This window comes from Pseudomonas sp. R76 (assembly GCF_009834565.1).
Classification (GTDB): domain Bacteria; phylum Pseudomonadota; class Gammaproteobacteria; order Pseudomonadales; family Pseudomonadaceae; genus Aquipseudomonas.
The window spans coordinates 991813-1013341 of sequence record NZ_CP019428.1 but is presented as its reverse complement, the minus strand read 5'-3'; the positions used below and the strand labels follow the sequence as shown (position 1 = coordinate 1013341).

9 protein-coding genes and 1 pseudogene are annotated in these 21529 nt (G+C 56.7%); 1 reads left to right on the top strand and 9 read right to left on the bottom strand.

Translation table 11 applies throughout. The features are described 5' to 3' along the window. On the top strand, window positions 1-597 hold the full coding sequence (locus PspR76_RS04395) for a DsbA family protein (protein WP_237235722.1): 597 nt from the start codon (window positions 1-3) through the stop codon (window positions 595-597). A 365-nt stretch (window positions 598-962) separates the two neighbouring features. Here PspR76_RS04395 and PspR76_RS04390 read toward each other — a convergent pair whose 3' ends face one another. From PspR76_RS04390 to PspR76_RS04350, 9 genes and pseudogenes are all read right to left on the bottom strand, one after another. Further along, window positions 963-1514 carry a hypothetical protein gene (locus PspR76_RS04390; RefSeq protein WP_159954127.1) on the bottom strand — a complete coding sequence of 184 codons (552 nt, stop codon included), beginning with the start codon at window positions 1512-1514 and terminating at the stop codon, window positions 963-965. A 486-nt stretch (window positions 1515-2000) separates the two neighbouring features. Continuing rightward, window positions 2001-4106, bottom strand: a complete 2106-nt coding sequence (locus PspR76_RS04385) for an AAA family ATPase (RefSeq protein WP_159954126.1) — start codon at window positions 4104-4106, stop codon at window positions 2001-2003. Window positions 4107-4724: 618 nt separating this feature from the next. Next, entirely contained in the window at window positions 4725-5198 is a 474-nt protein-coding gene (locus PspR76_RS04380; protein WP_159954125.1) for a hypothetical protein, read from the bottom strand. 241 nt (window positions 5199-5439) lie between these two features. After that, window positions 5440-5637, bottom strand: a complete 198-nt coding sequence (locus tag PspR76_RS04375) for a hypothetical protein (RefSeq protein WP_159954124.1) — start codon at window positions 5635-5637, stop codon at window positions 5440-5442. 57 nt (window positions 5638-5694) lie between these two features. Next, window positions 5695-6330, bottom strand: coding sequence for an SOS response-associated peptidase (locus PspR76_RS04370; RefSeq protein ID WP_159954123.1), 636 nt, complete (start codon window positions 6328-6330; stop codon window positions 5695-5697). A gap of 28 nt (window positions 6331-6358) precedes the next feature. Next, a pseudogene (locus PspR76_RS04365) lies at window positions 6359-7393 on the bottom strand (DinB/UmuC family translesion DNA polymerase); the annotation flags it as partial. Between the two features lie 378 nt (window positions 7394-7771). Continuing rightward, the gene (locus PspR76_RS04360; protein ID WP_202982179.1) at window positions 7772-8128 is read right to left on the bottom strand and encodes a hypothetical protein; all 357 of its coding nucleotides are present in this window, start codon (window positions 8126-8128) and stop codon (window positions 7772-7774) included. Next, a complete protein-coding gene (locus tag PspR76_RS04355; RefSeq protein WP_159954120.1) occupies window positions 8128-19239 on the bottom strand; it encodes a hemagglutinin repeat-containing protein in 11112 nt (3703 codons plus the stop codon). The genes PspR76_RS04360 and PspR76_RS04355 overlap by 1 nt, the downstream gene beginning before the upstream one ends. A 30-nt stretch (window positions 19240-19269) precedes the next feature. After that, window positions 19270-20994, bottom strand: a complete 1725-nt coding sequence (locus PspR76_RS04350) for a ShlB/FhaC/HecB family hemolysin secretion/activation protein (RefSeq protein ID WP_159954119.1) — start codon at window positions 20992-20994, stop codon at window positions 19270-19272. Between the last annotated feature and the right edge of the window lie 535 nt (window positions 20995-21529).

Genomic DNA, 21529 nt, shown 5'->3' with positions numbered 1-21529 from the left:
GTGGCTGCAGCTTTGGTGGTGGGTTACGCGATGCTAGTGTGGAACAAGATACAAACACCACAATTCGCCGGCCCGTGGCTGTTTGGGCCACCTGGTGCCCGCTGGAGCGTGACCGAATTTGCGGACCTGGAATGCCCCTACTGCAAGACATATACACCCGCACTGAAAGCCTGGGTGCAGCAGCAGAAGGACGTGAACCTGCAGTGGCACCACCTGCCACTGGACTTTCACGGTTCGGCCGCGATTAACGAAGCCAAAATGGTTGAGTGCGCGGGAGAGTTGGGCGGCGCTTCGGCTTTCTGGCAAGCAGTCGACCAGGTCTTTAAGCAAACCCGTAGCAATGGCCTAGGCTTCAATGGTCAGCTGGACATAAGCGACGTAAGTCCCCAAGCGCTGATGGACTGTGCCGTTAACAATAAACAGATTTCTCTGCGCATTAGCAGGCAGGCAGAAGAGGCCATAAAGTTCGGGGTCACAGCTACACCCACCGTACTGATTAAAGACAACAAAACCGGCAGGTCTCTAAAACTGGAAGGTGCTGCCGATGATGTGATGTTGCTGTCGGCAATTGACTTGTTGATACAAAAAAATAACTAGAGGACGCCACCGAGGCTCCAGAAAATACCAACATTGGCCCTATCCTGACGCTGTGCAGAGCCTCGGCCTGACGCCGATTAGGGTATTCTTTAACTGGACACGGGCCATCGTGACTTGGGAGCATCGGTGAGTTCGCCCAACGCGCAGGGGCAAGGGTTGTCAATGTGATTGACACTCGCGTCAACTTTTAATTACTATGTCAATGCAACTGCGGGACGACTAACCGGTTGAGATTTGAACGTCCCCTGGCCCGAAAGGGTGCTCGCGCAAGGCGGGCCGAAGCCTGAAAAGGCGAAGTGGTGACCGGATCTGCTTTACCAGAATACGAGAAGGGCGCCTTAGGGCGCCTTTTTTCGTTACTGCTTTCAGCGTTTTACAGCCACTGGCTTGCGCATATAGGTATTCGCGCAGAGGATCAGAAAACCCATCTCGCCCAGCAGTACAGGATCGGGTTGCTCCGGATCATCGTGATAGGCGCTTTCGACCACGATTGTCAGATCCTGTTTCTGCCGTCCTGGCTGCACCGCTTTGCGGATCTCGAAAATGACGTAATACGGACCCGATGGATCATTGATTTGCAGGGTGTATGCCCAATTTCGCAACGCCTTGGTCTGGCTCACTTTGCACTTGGGGTGATTCAGACCAAGGATCAGCGCTGGCAGCTGCTTGGACAGCCGATAACGGATCGGACAGAACGTGCGTGGTCGCGGACTGGTCGGATCAATGATCGGTTCGCCGGGAGGATGTTTCTCCGCGCTATATTTGCGCGAAAAGCAGTGGTTTGAAAAAGTGACGTGCACCGCCAAAGTTTTCTTGGCCAACCTACTATCGATCTCGAATGTAAACGGCTCAAGGTGCGTGAGATCAATGTGCTCGCCGCCGATGGCCAAGGGTGCAAAATAGGGCTGATCGGCCACACAAATCTCCTTGTAGTGGCCCTATATTAACCCAAAAAAAACAGGTCGTTTTGACCCTGCACTTTTTGAGCATCTATCGCACCAGTAACTGTCTCAAGATGGCTTAGCGTAGGATTTTTCCGAATTCTGCGCGCTCCCCTACCGCCGCGAATAGGTACGGCCAACTTGCAGCATCATTCCACCGCTTGGAATGAAAGCTGCCGTTCTGACTTCGCCTGTACTTCCCGCAGTTTTCCCACGTCAACAGCCAGGAGGTAGTCCTCATAGGGGAAACCACAGAATTCGGAAAAAATCGTACGGTAAGCCCCAGGCTGTCAAGTTTAGGTCATAGAAAGTGTTAAGCGATCGTTGATCGCTAATCCTGCCGGCCGAGGGCTTGTTTGTGTTGACCAGGCGCTGGCCATGCGTGCGTCCAGGTCAAAAAGCCCCCCAAGTGTCAGTAGGGATTAATGCAGATCCGTGCCGAGCTGTTGACCTGGTACTGACTTACGCAACGATGGGAGCAGGCGTAAGCAGCGCGACACACTCCTCGATGACATATTCCGGAATGCTCTCGAATTTATGCGGGTTGAGCTGCATCACGTACTCATTCTCGATGTGATAGGACTCGTTGATGAATTTGCGGATGACGCTGTCGTCGTGCTCATCATTGATGAGCCGGAACAGCTGGATTTTTTCATAACCCACAGCGGTCGCATAAAACTTGGCCTTGATGGCCTCCACGTCCTTCACCTCAGCCACCAGGGCAATGTAATTAAAGTCGGCGATATGGTTGTCGCGGATTAATGACTCGGCATCTGCCTGTTCGGCAGCCGTCATGTCCCGAATAGAAGACCCTGACTGAATTGTCGGTGTATCCCGTCCCTTGAACAGGCTAGCAAGCAGGTTGTATTCCAAGCCTGCGTCGTCCAGCAGCTCGAAGTGTCGTCGCAGGTAGATTGTCTTCAGGACGGTGTCGGTAAGTGCCTCGATATTAACTTTGCAGATTTTGGCGAAGGTCTGGATATCGTTCCTCTCGATCGGAACCTCCGTTACAACCCCGGCGCGCGAAGATAAGAAGCAAGCAGATGGTTCGGCGGCTTTGAATATGGCGTTGGTGCTTTTTATGACATCAATCGCGGGTTCGATGTCGTGGGTGAGCATCAGCGTGGTTATGCCGCGCAGACTGGCCTTACCCCGGAATAGCTCCTGGAGGATCGCAAATTTCTTGTTCTTGTCGAAAGATGAGATCGGATCATCCAATACGACCAAATCCGGTTTTTCACTGAGGACCTGGTGCATGAATAGCACAAGCGCAAATGCGTTTTTTTCGCCGTAGCTCAGATGACGTGAGGCCGTCTCTATGTAATTCACCTGGTCTTTGTGGATTAGCTTCATTTTGTAGGATTCTGGTTCGGCTACGATTTCAACAACGTACTTGTAGCCTGCAGACTTCAGGAAACCATTGATGCTGTTCTGGTTGTCCTCGATGCTTTTTTTAATTTTCGCTTTGTGTCGATTGATTTTCCCTTTGAGGCTACCAACTTTCCCAATCAAGTCGTCGAGCTGAAGGTTGATAGGGTCGACGGTCTTGCGCGTCTCCTCGGAATCAAGCTTGTCGATCAAATTGAGCTCAATTTTCAACGGTGTCAGTTGGTCGCCAACATCTTCGAAATCGCGCAGAGAGAAGAAAGATATAGTTCGCAACCCCTCCAGCTTGTTGATCAATGCATCAATGTCCGCTTTGAGGCCCGTCAGGAAACTTTGCTCCTCCGCCTGCAATTCAACCTTTGCCTTTGTCACATTCTCTAGATTCTCCCGGCACTTCTCGCTGAAATATTTTCCCAGCCTGTCGATGATTCCTCGAAGGAGGTTAATGTGCCCGACGGTGTTGGAGTCATACTCTTTTTCGACGGCCAAAGCTGTGTCCTTCTGTTCTGCGCTAGTCAGCGCTATTGAACAGTAGGGGCAGCTATCTGCTATTTGTAGAAATTCATTGCCTTTTACCTGCCATGCGATCCATTTGGCGGGTTCCTGACTTTTAATAAACGTCGAAAATGGTTGCAGGACATCAGGAATGTTTTCCAGCTTATTGCCAGTTCCGAATGCCTTGTGGATCTTGCTTGTCTTGGGAATGGCACCTGTCTTGGATTTTCCGAAGGCCTCCCGTAATTCTTTCAGGTCGGTTACGACTTGCCCGATTTCAGCATTGTCGGAAAACGCTTTTCGGATACCCGAGAGCAGCGTATCGATATCGGCCATCTCCGCCAGATATTCCGGCGTTCTGATGAAAATCTCGAAACTATTTTTCACAATCTCATCTTTTTGAAAGACGAATTGCTGCACATAACTGTCGTCAAAAACGAGGACTTTCCTGAGTTGGTCCACTCCCCGAACCTCCGGGGCTGGCATATCAGGCTTGCCGCGGTGCTTGAAAGGGATTAACTCCTGGAGAGAGCCGTCAGCACGAATATGGCTGATGATAGCTTTCGCAATAGTGCTTTTTCCAAGGCCGTTTGGCCCAAATTTGATGTTTAGCGCCCCCTCAGAAATAACTACATCTGCGCGGTCAATACTGTTGCAGTTGAGTACGGTAACCGTGTAGTTAGCCATGCGTCCCCCTTAATTTTGAACAGAATAGGCAGCTAAAATTAGCCGCAAATTCTTACAATCGCCCGTTAATGTACGATCTATTTAATTTCGTAGATGGGAATCCCACAGAATCGGAGATTTTTGTACGTTAAGCCGCGCGATACCGTTGTAAGCCTCAATGGATATAGCTTGTGTCCAGTTGAAGTACACCTCAAACGGGCGTCAGGTGGGGCACTGGCGCAGTGTCAGAATAGGGCTGTTTCTGCATTTCCTGACGGCTCGCTTTCAACTTCTATGACCTAAACTTGACAGCCTGGGGCTTACCGTACGATTTTTTCCGAATTCTGTAGCCTCCCCTCATAGCGACTAACCGAGTCGATGAATCGAGCAGCCAGCCAGTAGTGGTCTACGAGGCGGATTTTTTTACGGGAACACCTATGTGGATGGCGATCGGGTCAATCATCGTTAGAAGTTTATCGTTCGAAATGCTGGCGGTATTGACGTGGTAATAAATCACGCTGGCTCAATCTGCACGATAATCACGAGACTCAGCTGCACCGGTGTGAATGTTCCCGCAGCGCCCCGTAGAGAGCAGATTCATAATCTCGAAGTGATTGTTGAATGCTCACAAGCGTTTTCCTAGAATTTTTCGATATTGAAGCGAGCCAGGTAATCCGGCCGCTCCATGTTGTTGACCACAACCTCTTCTGGGAAAGGAAATCGGCGGTGCCCTTCGTCATCGAACCAGCCAGGCGCCGCTCTGTAGCGTTCAAGATGCTCCAAAAACACCGACCGGTTAAAGCGAAGGCCTCGACCGGGGTTTCCAGCTAACTCAAGGTCTAGGCACACGCTATGCAGCTCAAGGAATCCTGTATGGAGGCTCGCGCCATCTTCGATAACCGAAATGTAAAGACAGTGTTCAAAGCTGGCCCAATTGGCATACGTATACCATTCGTACCATTCGCCGGCCCCCTCCGATCCTGAGCCTGATAGTTCCAGTGCCGAAGTCGGATCAATCCGCACCAAAACGATATTGCAATTTAGTGATTCATCGATAAAGCCCTTCAACTGCCCGGGATTGTCAGTACGGAGAAAAAAGACCATGGATGACATAACATTTTTCCGTTGTGGCTGTGAGGGCTCACTTAAGCCCGTAGTTGCGCTTAAGTTCGACGATGCGAGCCGCACGCTGCTGGTGGGCCTCAGCGGTGCCCTGATCGACGACTATAGCCCCATAGGCGACAGCTGCGGTCTACTGCTCGTCCTGCTTCACCAGGTCCACTAGTTCCTGTAGCTGTGCCTGAATTTCTTCGTAGATGGCCATCGTCTTTTCCTGCTCGATCCAGTGGGGAAATCAGTCTTTGCCCTGCAGGTCTTTTTCAATTTCGGCCAGGTCTTGGGCAAATGCCTGATCAAGCAGGCTCGGTTTCTTTTTCCACGGTTTGGTTTCAGGTTCCGGCTCTGCGGCATAAACCGTCACAGCATCAGGATTGACCTGCAGGTGCTGCTCAAACTGCTCCTGCAGTTGTTTTCTCAATTCTGCTTTGGTCATTCAATCGCTCTCGTTTTTATTTGCTCAGGTCATGGCTTGGCTTGGCTCTGTCCTGGGCTACATGGCAACAATCATGCGGTCGGCCGGGTACTGGCGCATAAACTCCATGCTGTCGTCGGCACCGGAATTCAACCAATCACCGTATAGCCCCTGAGGGAGTATCACGACCATGCGTTTTTCGTCCTGAGACTTGTGGTAGTTGCGCATGAAGGGGTGGTCATCCGCATTGATGGTCAGCATGGTGAAGCTGTGCAGATCCTCACCGGTACCAGGATCACGCCACCGCTCCCAGAGACCCGCAATGCCCATTATCTCACCGTCTGCCCGCGCAATCCGCGTGGCGATCGCCTTTCCGGATCGCCAATCGGGTTCATAGATGGCCGCTGCAGGGATAATGCAGTGCTGAGCCTTTCGCCAAGCCGTGCGGAACGATGGCTTTTGACTGGCCGTCTCCGATCGGCAGTTGTAGGTGCTGCGAACGATTTTGGTGTCCTTGCTCCAGGTCGGAATCAGCCCAAACGCGCCTTGCAGCGCCTCCGTTAGCACCGACGATTCGTCGTCGACGTGCTCCGCACGGCGAATGAAAGGCCCGGTATAGCCTGGGTACAGATCCAGCTTGCCCTGCTCAAATGGCTCAACGCCGAATGTCTCGGCCACCCGCTGCGGCGCCGGGGCCTCGTAATGACTGCACATACACAAACTCCTTCCAGATCCTGACGCCTCAATTGGCGTTTACCGTCCATAACTGGTCGAGCCTGGTGGTGTAGCTTGGGCTTTTCAGCTCACGACGCATGCCCCAGGCCGGCGCCGCCGGCACCGCGGCCGTACGCAGCGTGCCTCGGCCCCAGCGGTTATTGATTTCGTCCAGGACGCTCATCACCTTGTCGGCCGTAACAGGCTGTGTGTGCGCAAAAAGATCATCGGTGAACTCACCAGGTTGACGCAGATCCATCAGCAACACTTCCGCCTTGCTGTATCGGAACCCAGGACGGAAAAGGCGTTCCACCGCCTGCGTTGCTTCGCGGGTGATCAAGCGCACGTCATTGGTGGGGTAGGGCAGCTCCACCAACACGCCGTTAGCGTAACGCGCCTCGTCCGGGTTAAACATGCCAGTGCGAATGCTCACGCGGAGCTTCTTGCACAGCGAATGCTGGGCTCTCAGCTTTTCTGAGGCCCGCTGCGCGTAGGTGGCCACCGCTTCCTTGATGGGCTCAATCGTCGTCAGCCGGGTACCAAACGCACGGCTGCAGCAGATCTCCTGCTTGGCCGGCGCCGCGTCCTCCAGGGCAAGGCACGACGTGCCGGCGAGTTCACGCACCGTCTTCTCCAGCACAACACTGAATTTACGGCCGAGCAGCCCTGGGTCGGCCTTGGCCAAGTCCATTGCGGTGTGAATGCCCAAGGCGTGCATGTGCGCCGTCATACGTCGACCAATGCCCCACACCTCTTCAACGGCCGTATTGCGCAACACCCAGTCGCGCTTGAAAGGGTCGCACAGATCCACGACGCCGCCGGTCTGCGCCTGCAGGCGCTTCGCTGTGTGGTTGGCCAGTTTGGCCAGGGTTTTGGTGTGGGCAATGCCCACACCGACAGGGATGCCGGTGTGTTTTAGGACTTTGGACCGAATCGTTCGCCCGAATTCGGTGAGGTCGCCGGGCATGCCGGAGAGGTCACAAAAAATTTCGTCGATGGAATACACTTCGCTGTCGCAAACCATTGATTCTATTAGGGTCATGACCCTTTCTGACATTTGGCCGTTTATGTGGAATAGAAAATCAATAGAAAAAAACCATTTTTGCCGCTGAGAGCAATTGTCCTGGAGCACACAGGGCAGACATTAGGTGTAACGGCTTGCAATCGAAACCCGTCGTGCTCGCAATGAGCGCACTTCGACTCAGATTAGGTGCGATTGACGGAGCCCTCCCGCTAACATTAGCTGCGAGCGAGCTTGCACTCAGCCGTGCCGGATTGCATTCCATCGGCTCCGACTCACATTAACTACGAATGAAACAATCGGGCTCATATCGACAAGCCCGCCGCAAACATCTTGTCGCGTAGCTCAACGGAGCGAGCTGGATCGAGCGCATTGCTGAACAACGTCTTGACCTCGGGATCTGACCCCGTTTTTCTTCCCTTATCTTTGCTGATTATGGCATGGCCCAAGCCATAGTAGCTTTGCTTTTAGTGAATCAGGAACCAGTTCAAAAAGAGCCTGAATAAACTTTATATGCTCCGAGTAATTAGGTGAAATATCATCACTGCAATTGTCAAAATAATATTTGGCCTGATAATTTAAAAACCATATATCATGCTCAGAAAACTCAGAATCCAACAAACCGACTGTAAGATTATGCACTAATTCCACCTCAAAATAACACGACCTATCTTTACCCTTTATCTTTTCATCCAGGGTCTGGATATTTCTTATATAAGGTAGAGCTAGAGACAACATCCTAACGTATATTTCATTTTTTTTAATATGAGCGGTCATCATTTTCTTACCGGCATGGATTGGGCTCCAGCAGGAGCATTTTTTGTTTGAGTCCAAGACCCATTTTTCAATAGTTTATCTATAAAAGAAGCATCGCCTGTCTTTCTAAATATTTCCTGAGCGGCGACCATGCGATGATTTCCCTCAGATATATAATAAGTGCCCTTGCTGTCTACATAGCCAGCAATGCGTCCTTCCGGGGCTGTAAACCTATAGTTATTAGATAGCATATCATTTTTAATTTGATCCACTTGCTTCGGATTCCGAAGACCTACCTGCATACTTTTTATACCGGTTGATGCCCCTGACCTGGAAATATTAGAAACAGTCGTCTTAGCAAGGCCAATTAAACTTTTACCTAGCACAGCTACAGAAGCGACTGCAGCTTGGTTTTCAGGATCAGATATAAACAATGCGAAACTCGCCCATTTCGGGCTATTTACGTCTATTTTTGCTAAATCTTGCCCATTCCATTCTTGAATATATGCCTTGGCTTCATCATTGCTCATCACATCCAGGCCGATATGACTTAGCCAATCCGGACGTTGAGTGACCTCAATCCCACCCTGTACAAGTTCTTTATCCTCACCCAGAGCTCTGAGCGGATCGTCCTTCAATCTCTGGTCTGTTTCGGCGCTCTGCTTATCACTGACCTGCTTCCATTTATCAATCACTCCTTGGCAATCAGGATTACCTGATTTGCGGCAGTCAGACATTTCTTTATCAAAGGTTAACGATTGCTCCAGGCTTAACCAGTTGTTCTGAACAGCATTAGTACCCGCCTGCGCGCCCGTCACGGCACCGCTCAGATCACCACCAGCAAGCCCGCCCACCAACCCCGACGCCAATGTCGAAAGCGCCGACACCGTCTGCCTCTGCTCCTCGCTCAAATCCTTGAGTGCAGTATTTGGATATAGTCGTGCCGCAATTAGCTCGCCTGTGGCTGCTCCTGCCGCACCTGCACCAGCGGAGTTACCCTGAACCTGAGCAACCACAGCTCCCAACACAGCCTGCGCCATGATGCGCGCCGTGTCGTTGCTCCCGGCTGTCTGCTTGATAATGTTCGCCAGGTACGGCGCCGATGCACCGGTGATTGCTGAACCGATATCCCCTCCCACCAATCCTCGTAAGGCAGCCGTCACCGCTTGAGCCGCACGTTGATAATCGCCCCCCGTACCGTACGGCTGCATCACCGTACGGGTCACCTGCGCGGCGATCTGTTCATCGGTTGGCCGGGTATTACCCTCACTGATCAGCTTGTCTCGCGCAGCCGCTATCGCTTTAGGGTCTTTTTGAGCATTGGCAGCGTTAATGGCACCTTGAGTGCGAACAACATCCGCAGCTTGCGTTCCGATATCCCCAATCAACTGCACCTGCTGCAACCGTCTCTGCTCTTTCTCCTTGTCGAAGATCGGGCTGATACTGTCGTTGGCGTGTTCAACGTCGTGGCTCAGGGTCGCAACGTCCTGCTGCTGTTTTGCAGGGTCACGAATATCCAGGGTGCCTTTGGAAATAGCCGATGAAGTAGTGCCGCTGGCACTGTCGCCATGGTTGAAGGCGATCAACGTGCCACTGGGCATGTTGCTGACAAATTTGCCAGCGCCATCGCTGCTACTACTGACGCTGGCACTCTGCAGCTTGCTGGTGTAATCGGCTTTGTTCTTGATCTCACTCCAACCAAGAGTCCCTGTGCTCAGCCGATTTTTGTCGGCGTCTGCGGTACTGGCAATGACACTGCCATCGAGCTGTGTGTGATTTTTCACATCGACTTGATAACCGCCCTTGCCGCTAAACAGGCCGGTTTGTTCCTGCACACTCTCGTATTTGGAGTCGATCTTGCTTTTGCTGACGCTAAGGCTCGCGCTTCCGCCCGTGCCGATGATGGCGACACTGGCGCCCCCACTGACATTGGTTTGCTTGGACTTGTAATCGTCGGAGTCCTGCAAGCTTTGCAGCGTAAGGTCGCGGCCTACGTTGGCAGTGATCTTGTCCGCATTGACCTGCGCACCCTTGAGGGTGGTGTCTCGCCCGCTGATCATGCTGACTTGCTTACCCGCATCCAGCGTCGTCTCGGTCCACGTAGTGCCGTTGCCTTTCTCACTGCCCGTACCCTTGTTTGCGTTGGCGAAAATACTCAAGCCACCACCGCTGGAGCTAAAACCTATGCTTGCACCTATGGCGCCTCCGCTGCTGTTGTTCTTGCCGTCGAGCTTTTGCGTGTTAGCCGCAGCCTCCAAGCGGATATCGCGTTCAGCAGCCAACAACATTTCGTTGCCTGCCTGAAGCTTGCTGCCTTGAATACGGATATCACCGTCCGCACCGGGGGTACCATTACCGGCCGCGACGATGGTGAGATTATTGCCGCTGGTCAGGCTGCTACCCTGGCTGACTGTCTGTTCCTGGGTCTGCTTGGAGCTGGATTTTTGCGAGCCGAGCGAGATGGCGATACCAACGAACTGCCCTGCGTTATCGCCGGTCATTCCTCCATTTTGTTGAGCCGCCTGCCAAGCCTGAACACCTGTCAGGCCAGCTTTGATACCTTGCAACGCGGAGAGGCGACTATCGTCTTCGTTCTTGGCTTGCTTGGCCGTCTGGTAAGCGGAGTCGACCGCACTGCCCACGGTCCCGGACAATGCCAAGGTCAGGCCACTGCTCTTGCTCTTGGAGGTCTGCTCGCTCCGGTTGTTGTTTTCGTCCGCAAGGATGTTGACGTTCTGCCCGACGAGACGAATGTCCTTGCCCGCAACGACGTCAGAACCTCTGATCGTCAGGTCCTTACCCGCCTCGATATTCACGCTGCCAAGCACACTGCCGACGTTACTGGCTCGGGTGGTTTCAGTGGAGCTGGTCGAGGTGTTCTGGTTGCTGGTGGAGCCCAAGGTGAAGCCAATCCCGCCGCTGCTCAACAAACCCGATTTTTTCGTCGATGAGGAATGACTTTGTTCGAAGGTTTCAGTGGCCCCGTCGATCACCACATTGCGCCCAGCTATCAAGCTGGTGCCGTTAGTGGAGACGATGTCGCTGGCAGAAGTGCCAATGTCCTGCCCTGCACGTACGACCACGGTGTCGGCACTGACAGAGGAGCCTTGCTGCGTCGTTGAACTGCTGCTATCGATGCGCGTCTTCTGGGTGCTGGACAACCCTGAACTGCTGGTCTTGGTTTTGCGGTAATAGCTGTAATCGCTGTTCTGCGCGGCATTCAGGTCCAGGTCACCGCCTGCGTACAGATAAGCTTCCTTACCGGCACTCACTCGACTGGCGATGAGCGCCAGGTCGCTGCCCGCGCTTAGAGAAGCGTTGCCACCGGCGACCAACGACGTGCCGACTTGCTGAACATGATCCTCCTGACTCTTAACCTTCTTCGAGTTGAACGCCGAATGCTGTTCATTCTCCGCCGAGGCCAAGGTCAAATTGCCCGTGGCCGCCATGGCCAAGTCACGCTTGGCATCGATCTGGCTGCCGATGGCGCTGATGTCCCGTGCGGCGACGACCTGGAAGTCGCGGCCAGCCTCAATCACGGTGCCGTATTGGGTGGCGCTGCTGCCGCGAGACATGTCAGTCACCGCGTTGGCGTTGCGTTGTTCAGCGGAGACAAGATTAACGTCACGTCCGGCCTGGATGACCGTGTCGGCGCCGCTTTTCAGCACCCCGCCCACACTGTTGACGTCGCGCCCGGCGCCCAGGCTCAGGTTGTTGGCGGCTTCGATACGCGCGGCGTTGTCGACGACATCGGTGCGTTCGGTGCGGTAGCCGCTGCTGCTCTGGTGGCTGGTGACACTGCGTTCGTTGAGCACATCGCCATTGACCGCCGAGACGCTGACGTCGCGGCCGGCGATGATGCCGCCGGCGCGGTTGGTCAGGTTGTTGGTGGCCAGCAGGTCGAGGCGGTTGCCGGCTTCGATCAGGCCGCTGTTGACCATGTCGCGCCCGGCGCTGGCGGCCAGGTTTTGGGTAGCGCGCAGGGTGCCGACGTTGTCGAGGTTGGCCCCGGCCATCAGGTTCAGGTCACTGCCGGCAATCAGCGCACCGTTGGGCGCCAGGCGGTTGTTGGCCTGGGCCAGGTAGAGCACCGGCACCAGCACTTGTTGGCCGGCGACGGTGGCGTTTTCCATCCAGACGATGTCATGGGTCAGGGCCGCGACTTGTTCGGCGGTAAGGCTCACGCCCACCGCCAGGTTCAGTTGTTGCTTGCTGGCGATGGCGTTGTCCATCAGGTACTTGAACATCGAGGCGTCGCTGGTCTGGCCGTCGATGAAGCGTTGGCCGGTGCGGGCGATCACGGCCTGTTGAATCAGGCGTTGTTCGTAGAGCCCATCCCCCAGGCGCTTTTGGGACTGGTCCGGGTCATAGCCCAGTTTCGACAACAGGTAATCGGAGCCCATGAACTGCTGCAGGTTGGTGAGCAGCGGGTTGGTTTCGATCAGGTATTTTTGCGGGTTGGATGCGAACTGGCTGTCGGGCAGGCCTTGCACGCGGTTGACGGTCAAGCCGTTGACTGACGTGCCACTGCCCGTGACAGTCGCTTGGCCCGGGTCGAGTGGGTTGGCCGAGCCTTGACCGGCCACCGTGCGTGACGGGGTGCCTGGCGTCGCTTGCGGGCGATCCGCCGCCGCCAGGTTGTTGCCACCCAACGTCCAGCTTTGTGGGCCGGTATCGGTAGGGGTGGCAGTGCCCTCGCCGCTCAGGCGGAACAAGCCGCCCTGGCCGGTGGGCAAGCTGAAGCCGGGCAGGCTCAGCGGGTTGATCTGCTGTTGGGCGAGGTCTGGCGGAAGTTGCTGGTTGATGGTGATGCGGGTCGAGAAACCGTTGGCCGCGCTGGCACCCGAAGCGTCGGTGGTAGTCTTGGCGCCTGCGCCCACGTAGTTGAAGCCTGGCCGCACAACGCTGTTATCGATGTTGCCCTGGGCCTTGACGGTAGCCACACCGGCGGCCTGGATCACGGCCGCGTAACGTTGATCGCCGGAGTCGATTTTCGTGACTCGACGCAGCGCGGTGCGCTCTTGTTCGGTCATGCCGATGAACGAGGCCATGGCCGCTTCAAGACCGGTCAAGTCCTTGGGGTCATAGGCTGCGCCGGTGCTGGAATAGCGATTGTTAAAGGCAGCCGCAGCTGAATACCAGCCGCTGGCATCACGGGTACGCTCGGAGATAAACAGGCGCCAGGTTTCGGTCTCGCCGGTTTCAATCCCGTTGTTGGCCAGGTTGTTGACCGAGATATTCAGGTTGCCAGCGGTGCCGATGCTGCTGCTCGCGTTGAGCAGGTCACCACCGGTAATGGTCAGGTTCTTTCCAGCGCTGATACTCGATGCGGCACTGGCGTCGGTGACTTCGAACTTGTCTCGCTGAACGATTTGCCACAGGTGGTTTTCCTTGCCGCCGCTGCAATCGCCGGCATAGTTGGGACCTTCCTGGCAGGGGAATTCCGTAATCGAAGCGGTGTAGATGCCGCCGTCATTGGTGGTCAGCACTGAACGCCGATTGCTGATCATCGAGGCGGTCAGGCTCAGGTTGCCGTCGCTCTGGATGCTGGAGGAACTGTTGATGATGCTACTGGCCAAGCCGCCCTTGCCGTCACGGTCGACGCTCAGGTCGCCCATGCTGTAGATATCGGCGTAGCTGTTGTTCAGCGCATCCACCCGCAGGCTCATGTCGCCACCGCTGAAGATCAGCCCGTGGTCGTTGAGCAACGCACCGGTGGTGGTGGTGAGGTTCTGGCCGCTGCCCAGGGTCGCGTAGTTGTTGATAGCACCAGCGGTCAGGTTCAGGTCGGTGGTGGACGTCAGGCGTCCGTAGTTGTTCAGGGTGCCAGTGATGTTGGCGGTGGTAATGCCGCCGCCTGCGATGCTGGCGGTGTTGCTCAGGTTCAGTTGCGCGGCGCTGAGGGTCAGGTTGCCCAGGCTGCTGATGCGCCCGGTGCCGTTCAGGGCGCCGCTCAGGGTCAAGTCGAGGCTGCCATCACTGGCAATCAGGCCATTGGTGGACCAGTTGCCACCGCTGCCGATAAAGCGTTGGGCAGCCAACAGTTGACCGCCGCTGGTCTGGTCGAGTTGATTGACGTTGACGGTCAGGCGCCCGGCCTGGATCACGCTGCTGTTGGTCCAGGTGTCCTGATTGACGGTCAGGTCGCCCCGCGTCACCAGGCTGCCGCCGACACTATTGAGGTTGCCCGGAGCGATGTCGAAGCGACCGGTGCCCACGTGCAACACCGTGCCGCCTGCGTTCTGCAGGCTGCCCGCAGCGAGGGTCAGGGTGTTGTTGGCGGTTTCCAACAGGCCATTGTGGTTATCAAACAGGCCGCCGATGGTGAACTCGGTGCTGCCGTTGGCGCCCAGCGCCCGCAGCCGACCGGTCTGGTTGTCCAGGCTGGCGGCGCTGACCTTGAGGGTCGATTCACTTTCGATAATGCCCTTGCGGTTATTCAGTGCACCGCTCAGGTTGAGGTCGATCTGCTGGCCGGCAATCTGGCCATCGTTGTCGCCGCTGTTGTCGAAATCATGGCCGGTGACGCTCACCAGGCCCTTGGCATAGAGCCCACCGTCGCGGTTGTCGAAGTTACCGGTGCTGACCAAGGCATTGCCACTTTGCGCAGAGAGCCGCCCGCCATAGTTATCCAGAGTCCCAGCCAGCAGGTTCAGGGATTGCCCCTGGACAATGCCGCCCTGGCGGTTGTTGTTCAGGTCATAACCATTGCGCAGCACACCGACAACACGGCTTTGCAGCGCGCCTGCGAGGCTGGAAAGTACGCCGCCACGGTTATCGAGGCTGGCGGCTTGCGCGCTGAGGTCGCCCGTTTGAGCAATCAGCTTGCCGCTTTGGTTATCGATATCGCCTGCGACGTCCAGTGTCAGGCCCGCCTTGCTTTGTACCGCGCCCTTGGCGTTGTCCAAGCGGTTGGCGGTGAGCTTCAGATCAGCGTTTTGGCTATAGATCAAACCATCGCTACCGTTTTGCACGACACCGCTGGCAGTGAGGGTCAGGCGCTCATTGGCCGCGACGGTGCCGCGATTGCGGTTATCGAGGCCGCCCGTCAACAGGGTCAACAAACCTTGACTGGCGATTTGGCCGCCCTGGTTGTTGATCTGCGTGGCACGGGAAATCAGCAACGGGCCACCGCTGGACAGTTTGCCGTTGGTATTGGTCAGGGTCGCGAGCAGGCCGAGGGTGGCCGCCGTACCGCCAGTGATGCTGCCGCCGCTATTGTCGAGATTCTGTGCCGTCAGGTTCAGGGCTGCGCCGCTGTCGATCACGCCGCCCTGGGCGTTGTTTAGCAGGCCACTGACGGTGAGGGTCTGGTCACTCGCACTGGAGAGAATGCCCTTGTCGCTGTTGTCCAACTCGGCGGTGGTGACCGTCAGTGCTTTCTGGCTGACCAGTGCACCGGCGCCACTGTTGAGCAGGCGGTTGGTGAGCGTCGCGTTGAGGTCGCCGTAACGGCTGGAGAGCGTGCCGTTGTTGCGGTTGTCCAGGCTCTCACCGCTGACGGTCAAGCCCTGCCAGCCAGACATCAAACCGCCCTGGTTGATCAGGTTGCTGGCCTTGAGCACCAGCAGGTTGTTGCTGATCAGCTTGCCGGCGCTGTTGTCCAGGGTGCGGCCGCTGAGGTTCAGGCTCTGCGCACTGGAGATCTCGCCTCCCTGGTTATTCACATCACGCAGGTGGTCCAGGCTCAGGACACCTGCTGTGGTGATCAGACCACCAGCGTTGTTCAGGTCGCCTGTGGCGCTACCGAAATCCAGCGCAATGGCGCTGCCCAGCAACGAGCCTTTCTGATTGTCCAACGCAGCGCTGTTGATGGTCAGGGTGTCGGTTGCGTTGATCAGGCCCTGGTTCTGGTTGGTCAGTTGCCCATCAACATTGAGCAGTGCATCCCCACGACTGGTGAGCGTCCCGCCACTGTTATCGAGCGTCGCCGCATGGGCGTCCACCGACGCCGCAGCGATCAGGCCTTTGACGTTGGACAGCGCCTGGCTGATGCGCACGGTCAGCACATCGTTGCTCAGCAGTTTGCCGTTACCGTTATCGACATTATCGGCAGTGAGGGTGAAGGCCTGGCGGCTGGAGATTTCACCGCCCTGGTTGTTCACGTCCTTGAGATTCTTGAGCAACAACAATGGGCCGTTGATCAAGCCGCCCTGGTTATTCAACTGGCCACGGTTCAGGTCCAGGCTCAGGGACTCGCCGCTGGTCAACTGACCGCCTTGCTGGTCCAGTCCGCTGACGCTGGCGGTAAGAGCCTTGGCGCTGCTAATTTGCCCACCGTCGCCGTTGTTGAGCTGGCCGGCGGTGATGCCCAGCGTTTCAGCGGAACTGATACCGCCACCGTGATGATTGTCCAGAGTGCCGGTATTGATGTGTGCCGCCTGGCGCGCGCTCAAGGTGCCTTTCTGACTGTTGTCGAGACTGGCGCTGCGCAGGTCCAGGCCACTGTCCGTGACCAAACGGCCGCCCTGGTTATCCACGGAGCCCGTGGTGGTGACACTCAGTTGGCCGGCGCTGGACAGGCTGCCCAGACGGTTGGCCAAGGCTGTTGCAGTGACCGTCAGCAAGCCTTCGCTGCTGATCAGGCCTTGAGCATTTTGCAAGTCACCCCTGAGGGTCAATACGCTGTCTTTTTGACTGGCGACGGTGCCACCGGTGTTGTCCAGTTGTGCGGCGCTCAGGCTCACGCCGGCTTGCCCGCGCAACACGCCCAGGTTGCGGTTGAGAATGTCATCGACGGTCAGGTTCAGCGCACTGCCCGCAATCACTCGGCCGCTGTCGCTATTGTCCAGGTGCGCGCCGTTGAGGGTGACAGCGGCCTTGCTCGACACCTCGCCGCCACGGTTGTCGACACGGGCAACGGTGAGCTGCACACCTTGAGTACCAGACACCAGGCCGTTCTGGCGGTTGTCCAGAGCATTGCCACCCAGGCTCATGACACCTTGAGCGATCACCAGGCCATTGTGGTTGGCCACATCAGCGATACGAGCGTTGACGTTTTGCTTGCCGGAAATCTGGCCGCTGCTGTTATCCAGGCTCGTGGCGATCAGGTTGGCGTTGCCATCGGCGACCACTACGCCGCTCTGGTTTGTCAGCGCGCCATCGACGGTCAAATCCAACGCGCCCTTGCTGCTGAACATGCCATTGCTGTTGTCCAGGCTCGCGACATGGGCGTCGAGACTGCCGGCAGACACCAGCCCTTTGATGTTGCTCAAGGCCTGGGCGAGTCGCAGGGTCAAACCTTGATCACTGATCAGGTTGCCGCCACTGTTATCGAGGTTTTGCGCCGTCAGGGTGAAGCTCTGGGTACTGGAAATTTCGCCGCCCTGGTTCGCCACATTGGCGAGGTTGTTGAACACCAGGCCCGGACCACGGATCAGGCCGCCTTGGTTGTCCAGTTGGCCGTGATTAAGGTCCAGGTTCAGACCGTTGACGCTGGTGAGCCGGCCACCGTTGTTGTTGAGACTGGCGACGTTGGCCGTCAATGCCTGGTTGCTGGCGATGCGGCCGACCGCGCTGTTATCCACGGCGCCCGCCTTGAGCGCGAGCGTGCCCTGGCTACTGAGGGTGCCGCCCTGGTTGTTGACGGCGCCGCTGGCGGTGAGGCTCAGGGTGTTGCCCGCCGTGACCAGCCCGGCGACGTTGTCCAGGGTGGCGACATTCAGGGCTGCCACGTCGAGGCTGGACACTTCGCCGCCGCGGTTATTCAACTCGCCAAGGGTGGCGGTCAGCGGGCCACTGCTGGTGATGAGCCCACCTTGGGCGTTCAGCACGCGATCGGCTTTCACATCCAGGCTGGCGTTGCTGAGCACGCGGCCTTTGTTCTGGTTGTCGAGGGTGACAGCGGTGATCTTCGCGCTCTGTTTCGCGCTGAGGGTGCCACCCTGGTTGTTCAAGGCCTGGGTGTTGACCGTCAGCGCACGGCTGGCGATCACACTGTTGCCGGTATTGTTGAGGGTCTGTGCGGTAAGGCTGACATCGCCCGTGGTGTTGCGCGTGTTATCCGCGTTGACGCCGGCTTCGATAATGCCGTTGTTGGTCAGTTGACCACCACTTGACAGCGTGATGCTGTCGCGAGCGGCCAGGGTTTTTCGGCTGTTCAAGTCGCCTTGGGTCTGCAGCCCCAGCGCAGTGCCGGCGTAGACCGCCCCCTGAGCCTCGAGGCTTGCGGCCTTGACGTTGACCGCGCCGCTGGCCGCCGCCTGCGCCATGCTCAAGTGCCCATTGGCATCGAGCTGAATATCCCCACCGCTGGCCGCCAACGTCCCGTCGAGCTTCACCCCGACCCCGGCCTCAGTGCCTACCAGTTTGATCGCGCCAGCGTACATCCCGCCCAACGCCGACGAATCAATCGCCAACTCCGGCTTGGCGCTGCCGTCATCGGCACGCGCGGTGGCATTCAGGGTCTGGGCGTTGACGTCGTTGCGACCGGCAATCACGGTCAAGTTGCGCGCATTGATCTGCGCGTTGATCTTCGCCGAGCGGGTGATGATTTCGAAGCGGTCGACGTTGCTGGCATTCAGGCCCTGGCCGTCGATGGTCACGGCGCCGCCGTCGACCTGATAACGGTCCAGGCGACCGTTATCGAGGACGGGTTTACCGGTTGTCAAGGTGACGTTGGGAGTGTTGATGAAGCCGCAACCATTACAGCTGATGCCGTAGGGGTTGGCGACGATGACCTTGGCCGACTGGCCCGCCACTTCGGTGTAGCCGCGCAGTTGGCTGGGGCTGCCGCCGTTGACCTCGTTGAGGATGATGTTGGCCGCGCGGCCTTGCAGGTTCGAGTTGCCGAGGATGATGCCGCCCAGTTGGGTCGACTGGGTGCGGTCGGTGGCGTTATTGAGGATCACGCCGTTGGCGCCGACGTTGTAGTCCTTGAACTGGTTGTGGGACAAACCACTGCCATTGGGAGCAGCGATGTTTACGATCGGCACTCCATTGCCCGCCGCGCCCAGGCTAGTGCCCGGCGCGCTGACCACGATGCCGTCGGCATTGGCCAACAGGGGCTGCCAGAACAGAGCGTTCGCCAAAATCAGCGCCAGTCCACGCTTGGGCAAACCCCAAAAATGTTCACGTGGTTGCACACGGGCAGAGGGTTGGCGAGCCATGAAGGCGAGGCGGCGAACGTCCATATTAAATTCTCGATGCAACTAGGCGTTGAATTACAGGAAAAAGTCCATGCGGAAGTAGATCGGCGCTTCGCGTTCAAGCAGCGCGCCCGGGCGTTCCAGCGAGTGGGCAAAGGTCACGCTGGTGCTGACGTATTGGCCACGGGCAAACAGCTCCAACGAATTACTCGAGACCCGCCCGTGCACTTCGCCGTTGTAGCGATCATTGCGAATCACGCCTTGGTCGTAACCGACGCTGGCGCCGTATTCCGCGAACACCGGGCGCATCCAACCCCAGGCCACCGGGCGCGACCAGCGCAGGTCGTTGCGCCAGTAGCCGCCGCTGTCGCCAGTCAGTTGCTGGTCCTTGAAACCGCGTATCGAGGACGAACCGCCGAGGCTCATGCGTTGCGGGCTGAACAGCACGTCTTCACTGCGCTGCCCGGTGGCCAGGCTGGTAAAGCTGAACGACTCGCCCCACAACGTGAACGGTTGCAGGTAACTGATGGTGGCGGTGTATTTGCGGTAGTCCGGGGTGGCGGTGAGGTTGCCGAAGCGATCACGGTGCTGATCGTTGCGCTGGGAATCGAAGGCGCCGATGCCGTTCTGCACGCCAAGATCGATGTTGACGTAGGCGCTGCCTATCCGGCGACCGTGGTTAATCCCAAGTTGCAATTCGCTGAGTCGATTGCTGCTGACAGCCAGGCGGCTGTCTTCGATGTAGTTGTTCGTGCGCAGATGCGACAGCCCGACGTTGATCGAGGTCTTGCTCAGCGCATCGCGGTGAATCACACGCTCGGCACGCAACTGATGGTTTTGGCTGTCACCGCTTTGTTTGAAATCAAAGCCGTCGCCCTGCGCGACCGAGCGGTAATCACTCTGGTTGTAGCTGTAGCTGAAGTTCCACCAACCCCATGGCAGGTTGTAGTAGAACATCGCGTTTTTCGAGGTCTTCTGGTGGTCGCTGATGGCGTCGTGGCCACCGCGCAGAATCAATTGATCAGCGAGGCCGAGCGGGTTGTCCCACTCAAGGCCTGTGCCCCACTGCTGTTCGCCGGTGCTTTTTTGCCCGTCGTTATTGCGCGACAGGCTCGCGCGCCAAGGCTTTTGCGGGTTGTTTTTCACCAGTACCGAACTACCACCAACGGCATCGCCTGGCGCCAGTTCCATTTGCGCCTGGTTTGATGGCAAACGATTGAGCTGATCGATGGCCTGCTCGATTTCGCGCAAGTTCAGCAAGTCGCCATTTTTACCCGGGAAGGCCATCGCCAGTTCGCGCTCTGACAGTTTGCTGTTGTCGGCGCCTTTCAAATTTTCAAGTTTGCCCTCCACCACTAACACTTGCAGATGACCTTTGGACAGGTCCTGTTGCGGCAAGTAAGCGCGGCTGGTCACCAGGCCTTTGTCGATGTAGTAGTCGGTAATGGCCTTGAGCAGTTCATTAAGCTGAGACACGCCCAGGCACTGGCCGATATAAGGCTTGAGCAAGCGCTCGCGGTCAGAGGCGGGCAGGCTATCGGCGCCCTTGAACTCAATGTCTTGGATGGGGAAGCAACGAGCATCCACCGGGGTGGTGGGGACGACGGGTTTTGCCGCTTCGCCGGGCAGGTCTTTGAGTTCTTCAAGGCGTCGCTGTTGTTCTTCCAACAGACGGTTTTGCCGGTCGCGGATCAAATCCTGATCGCCAGGCGTCGGAGCAGCCGCCGCGCTGTTCAGCGCGAAGCAAGTCAGCAGGCAGACGCCCAGCAGTAGCCGAGTCCTTGGCACAAGAGAAGGCATGTTCGATCCGTCGAATTAGGAAGGCTGGCAAACTAACATCGAAGCATGGGCGAGCCAATATCCCGACTTCCTTGCCGGAAATTTCCTACAGAATCATTAAACCATTGATTAATAAAATATAAAAATAAAAACTACCAATAAAACATCTACATTTAGCGTTTCTCTTCCGACAAACGGCATCAATTACCGATCAGCGGCAATACGCGATATTATTTTGAATAGCTGTCGAGGCAAAAAGTCGTAGAGGGGGGGGACACAACATTGACCCAGAGCGCCATAGGTTTCACAGGCGCCATTCCTTATCCGTTTTCGCGGACGCGAAAGTTGGACCTTGGTTGCTCCAGAGCAGCCGATTCACGCCCATTCCTTATCCCATGTAAGACACAAGAGTAAATCGAACACCGCGTTTTGCTGCTGCTCGTATCATTTGATCAATTGACTGAGTGCGCGGTAGGTCAAGCCCGGCTCGCTCCTTAACCTGGCGAACAATCGACTCCCTCAGTTCGCGAGCCACAACCTCGCCCGCCTCACTACC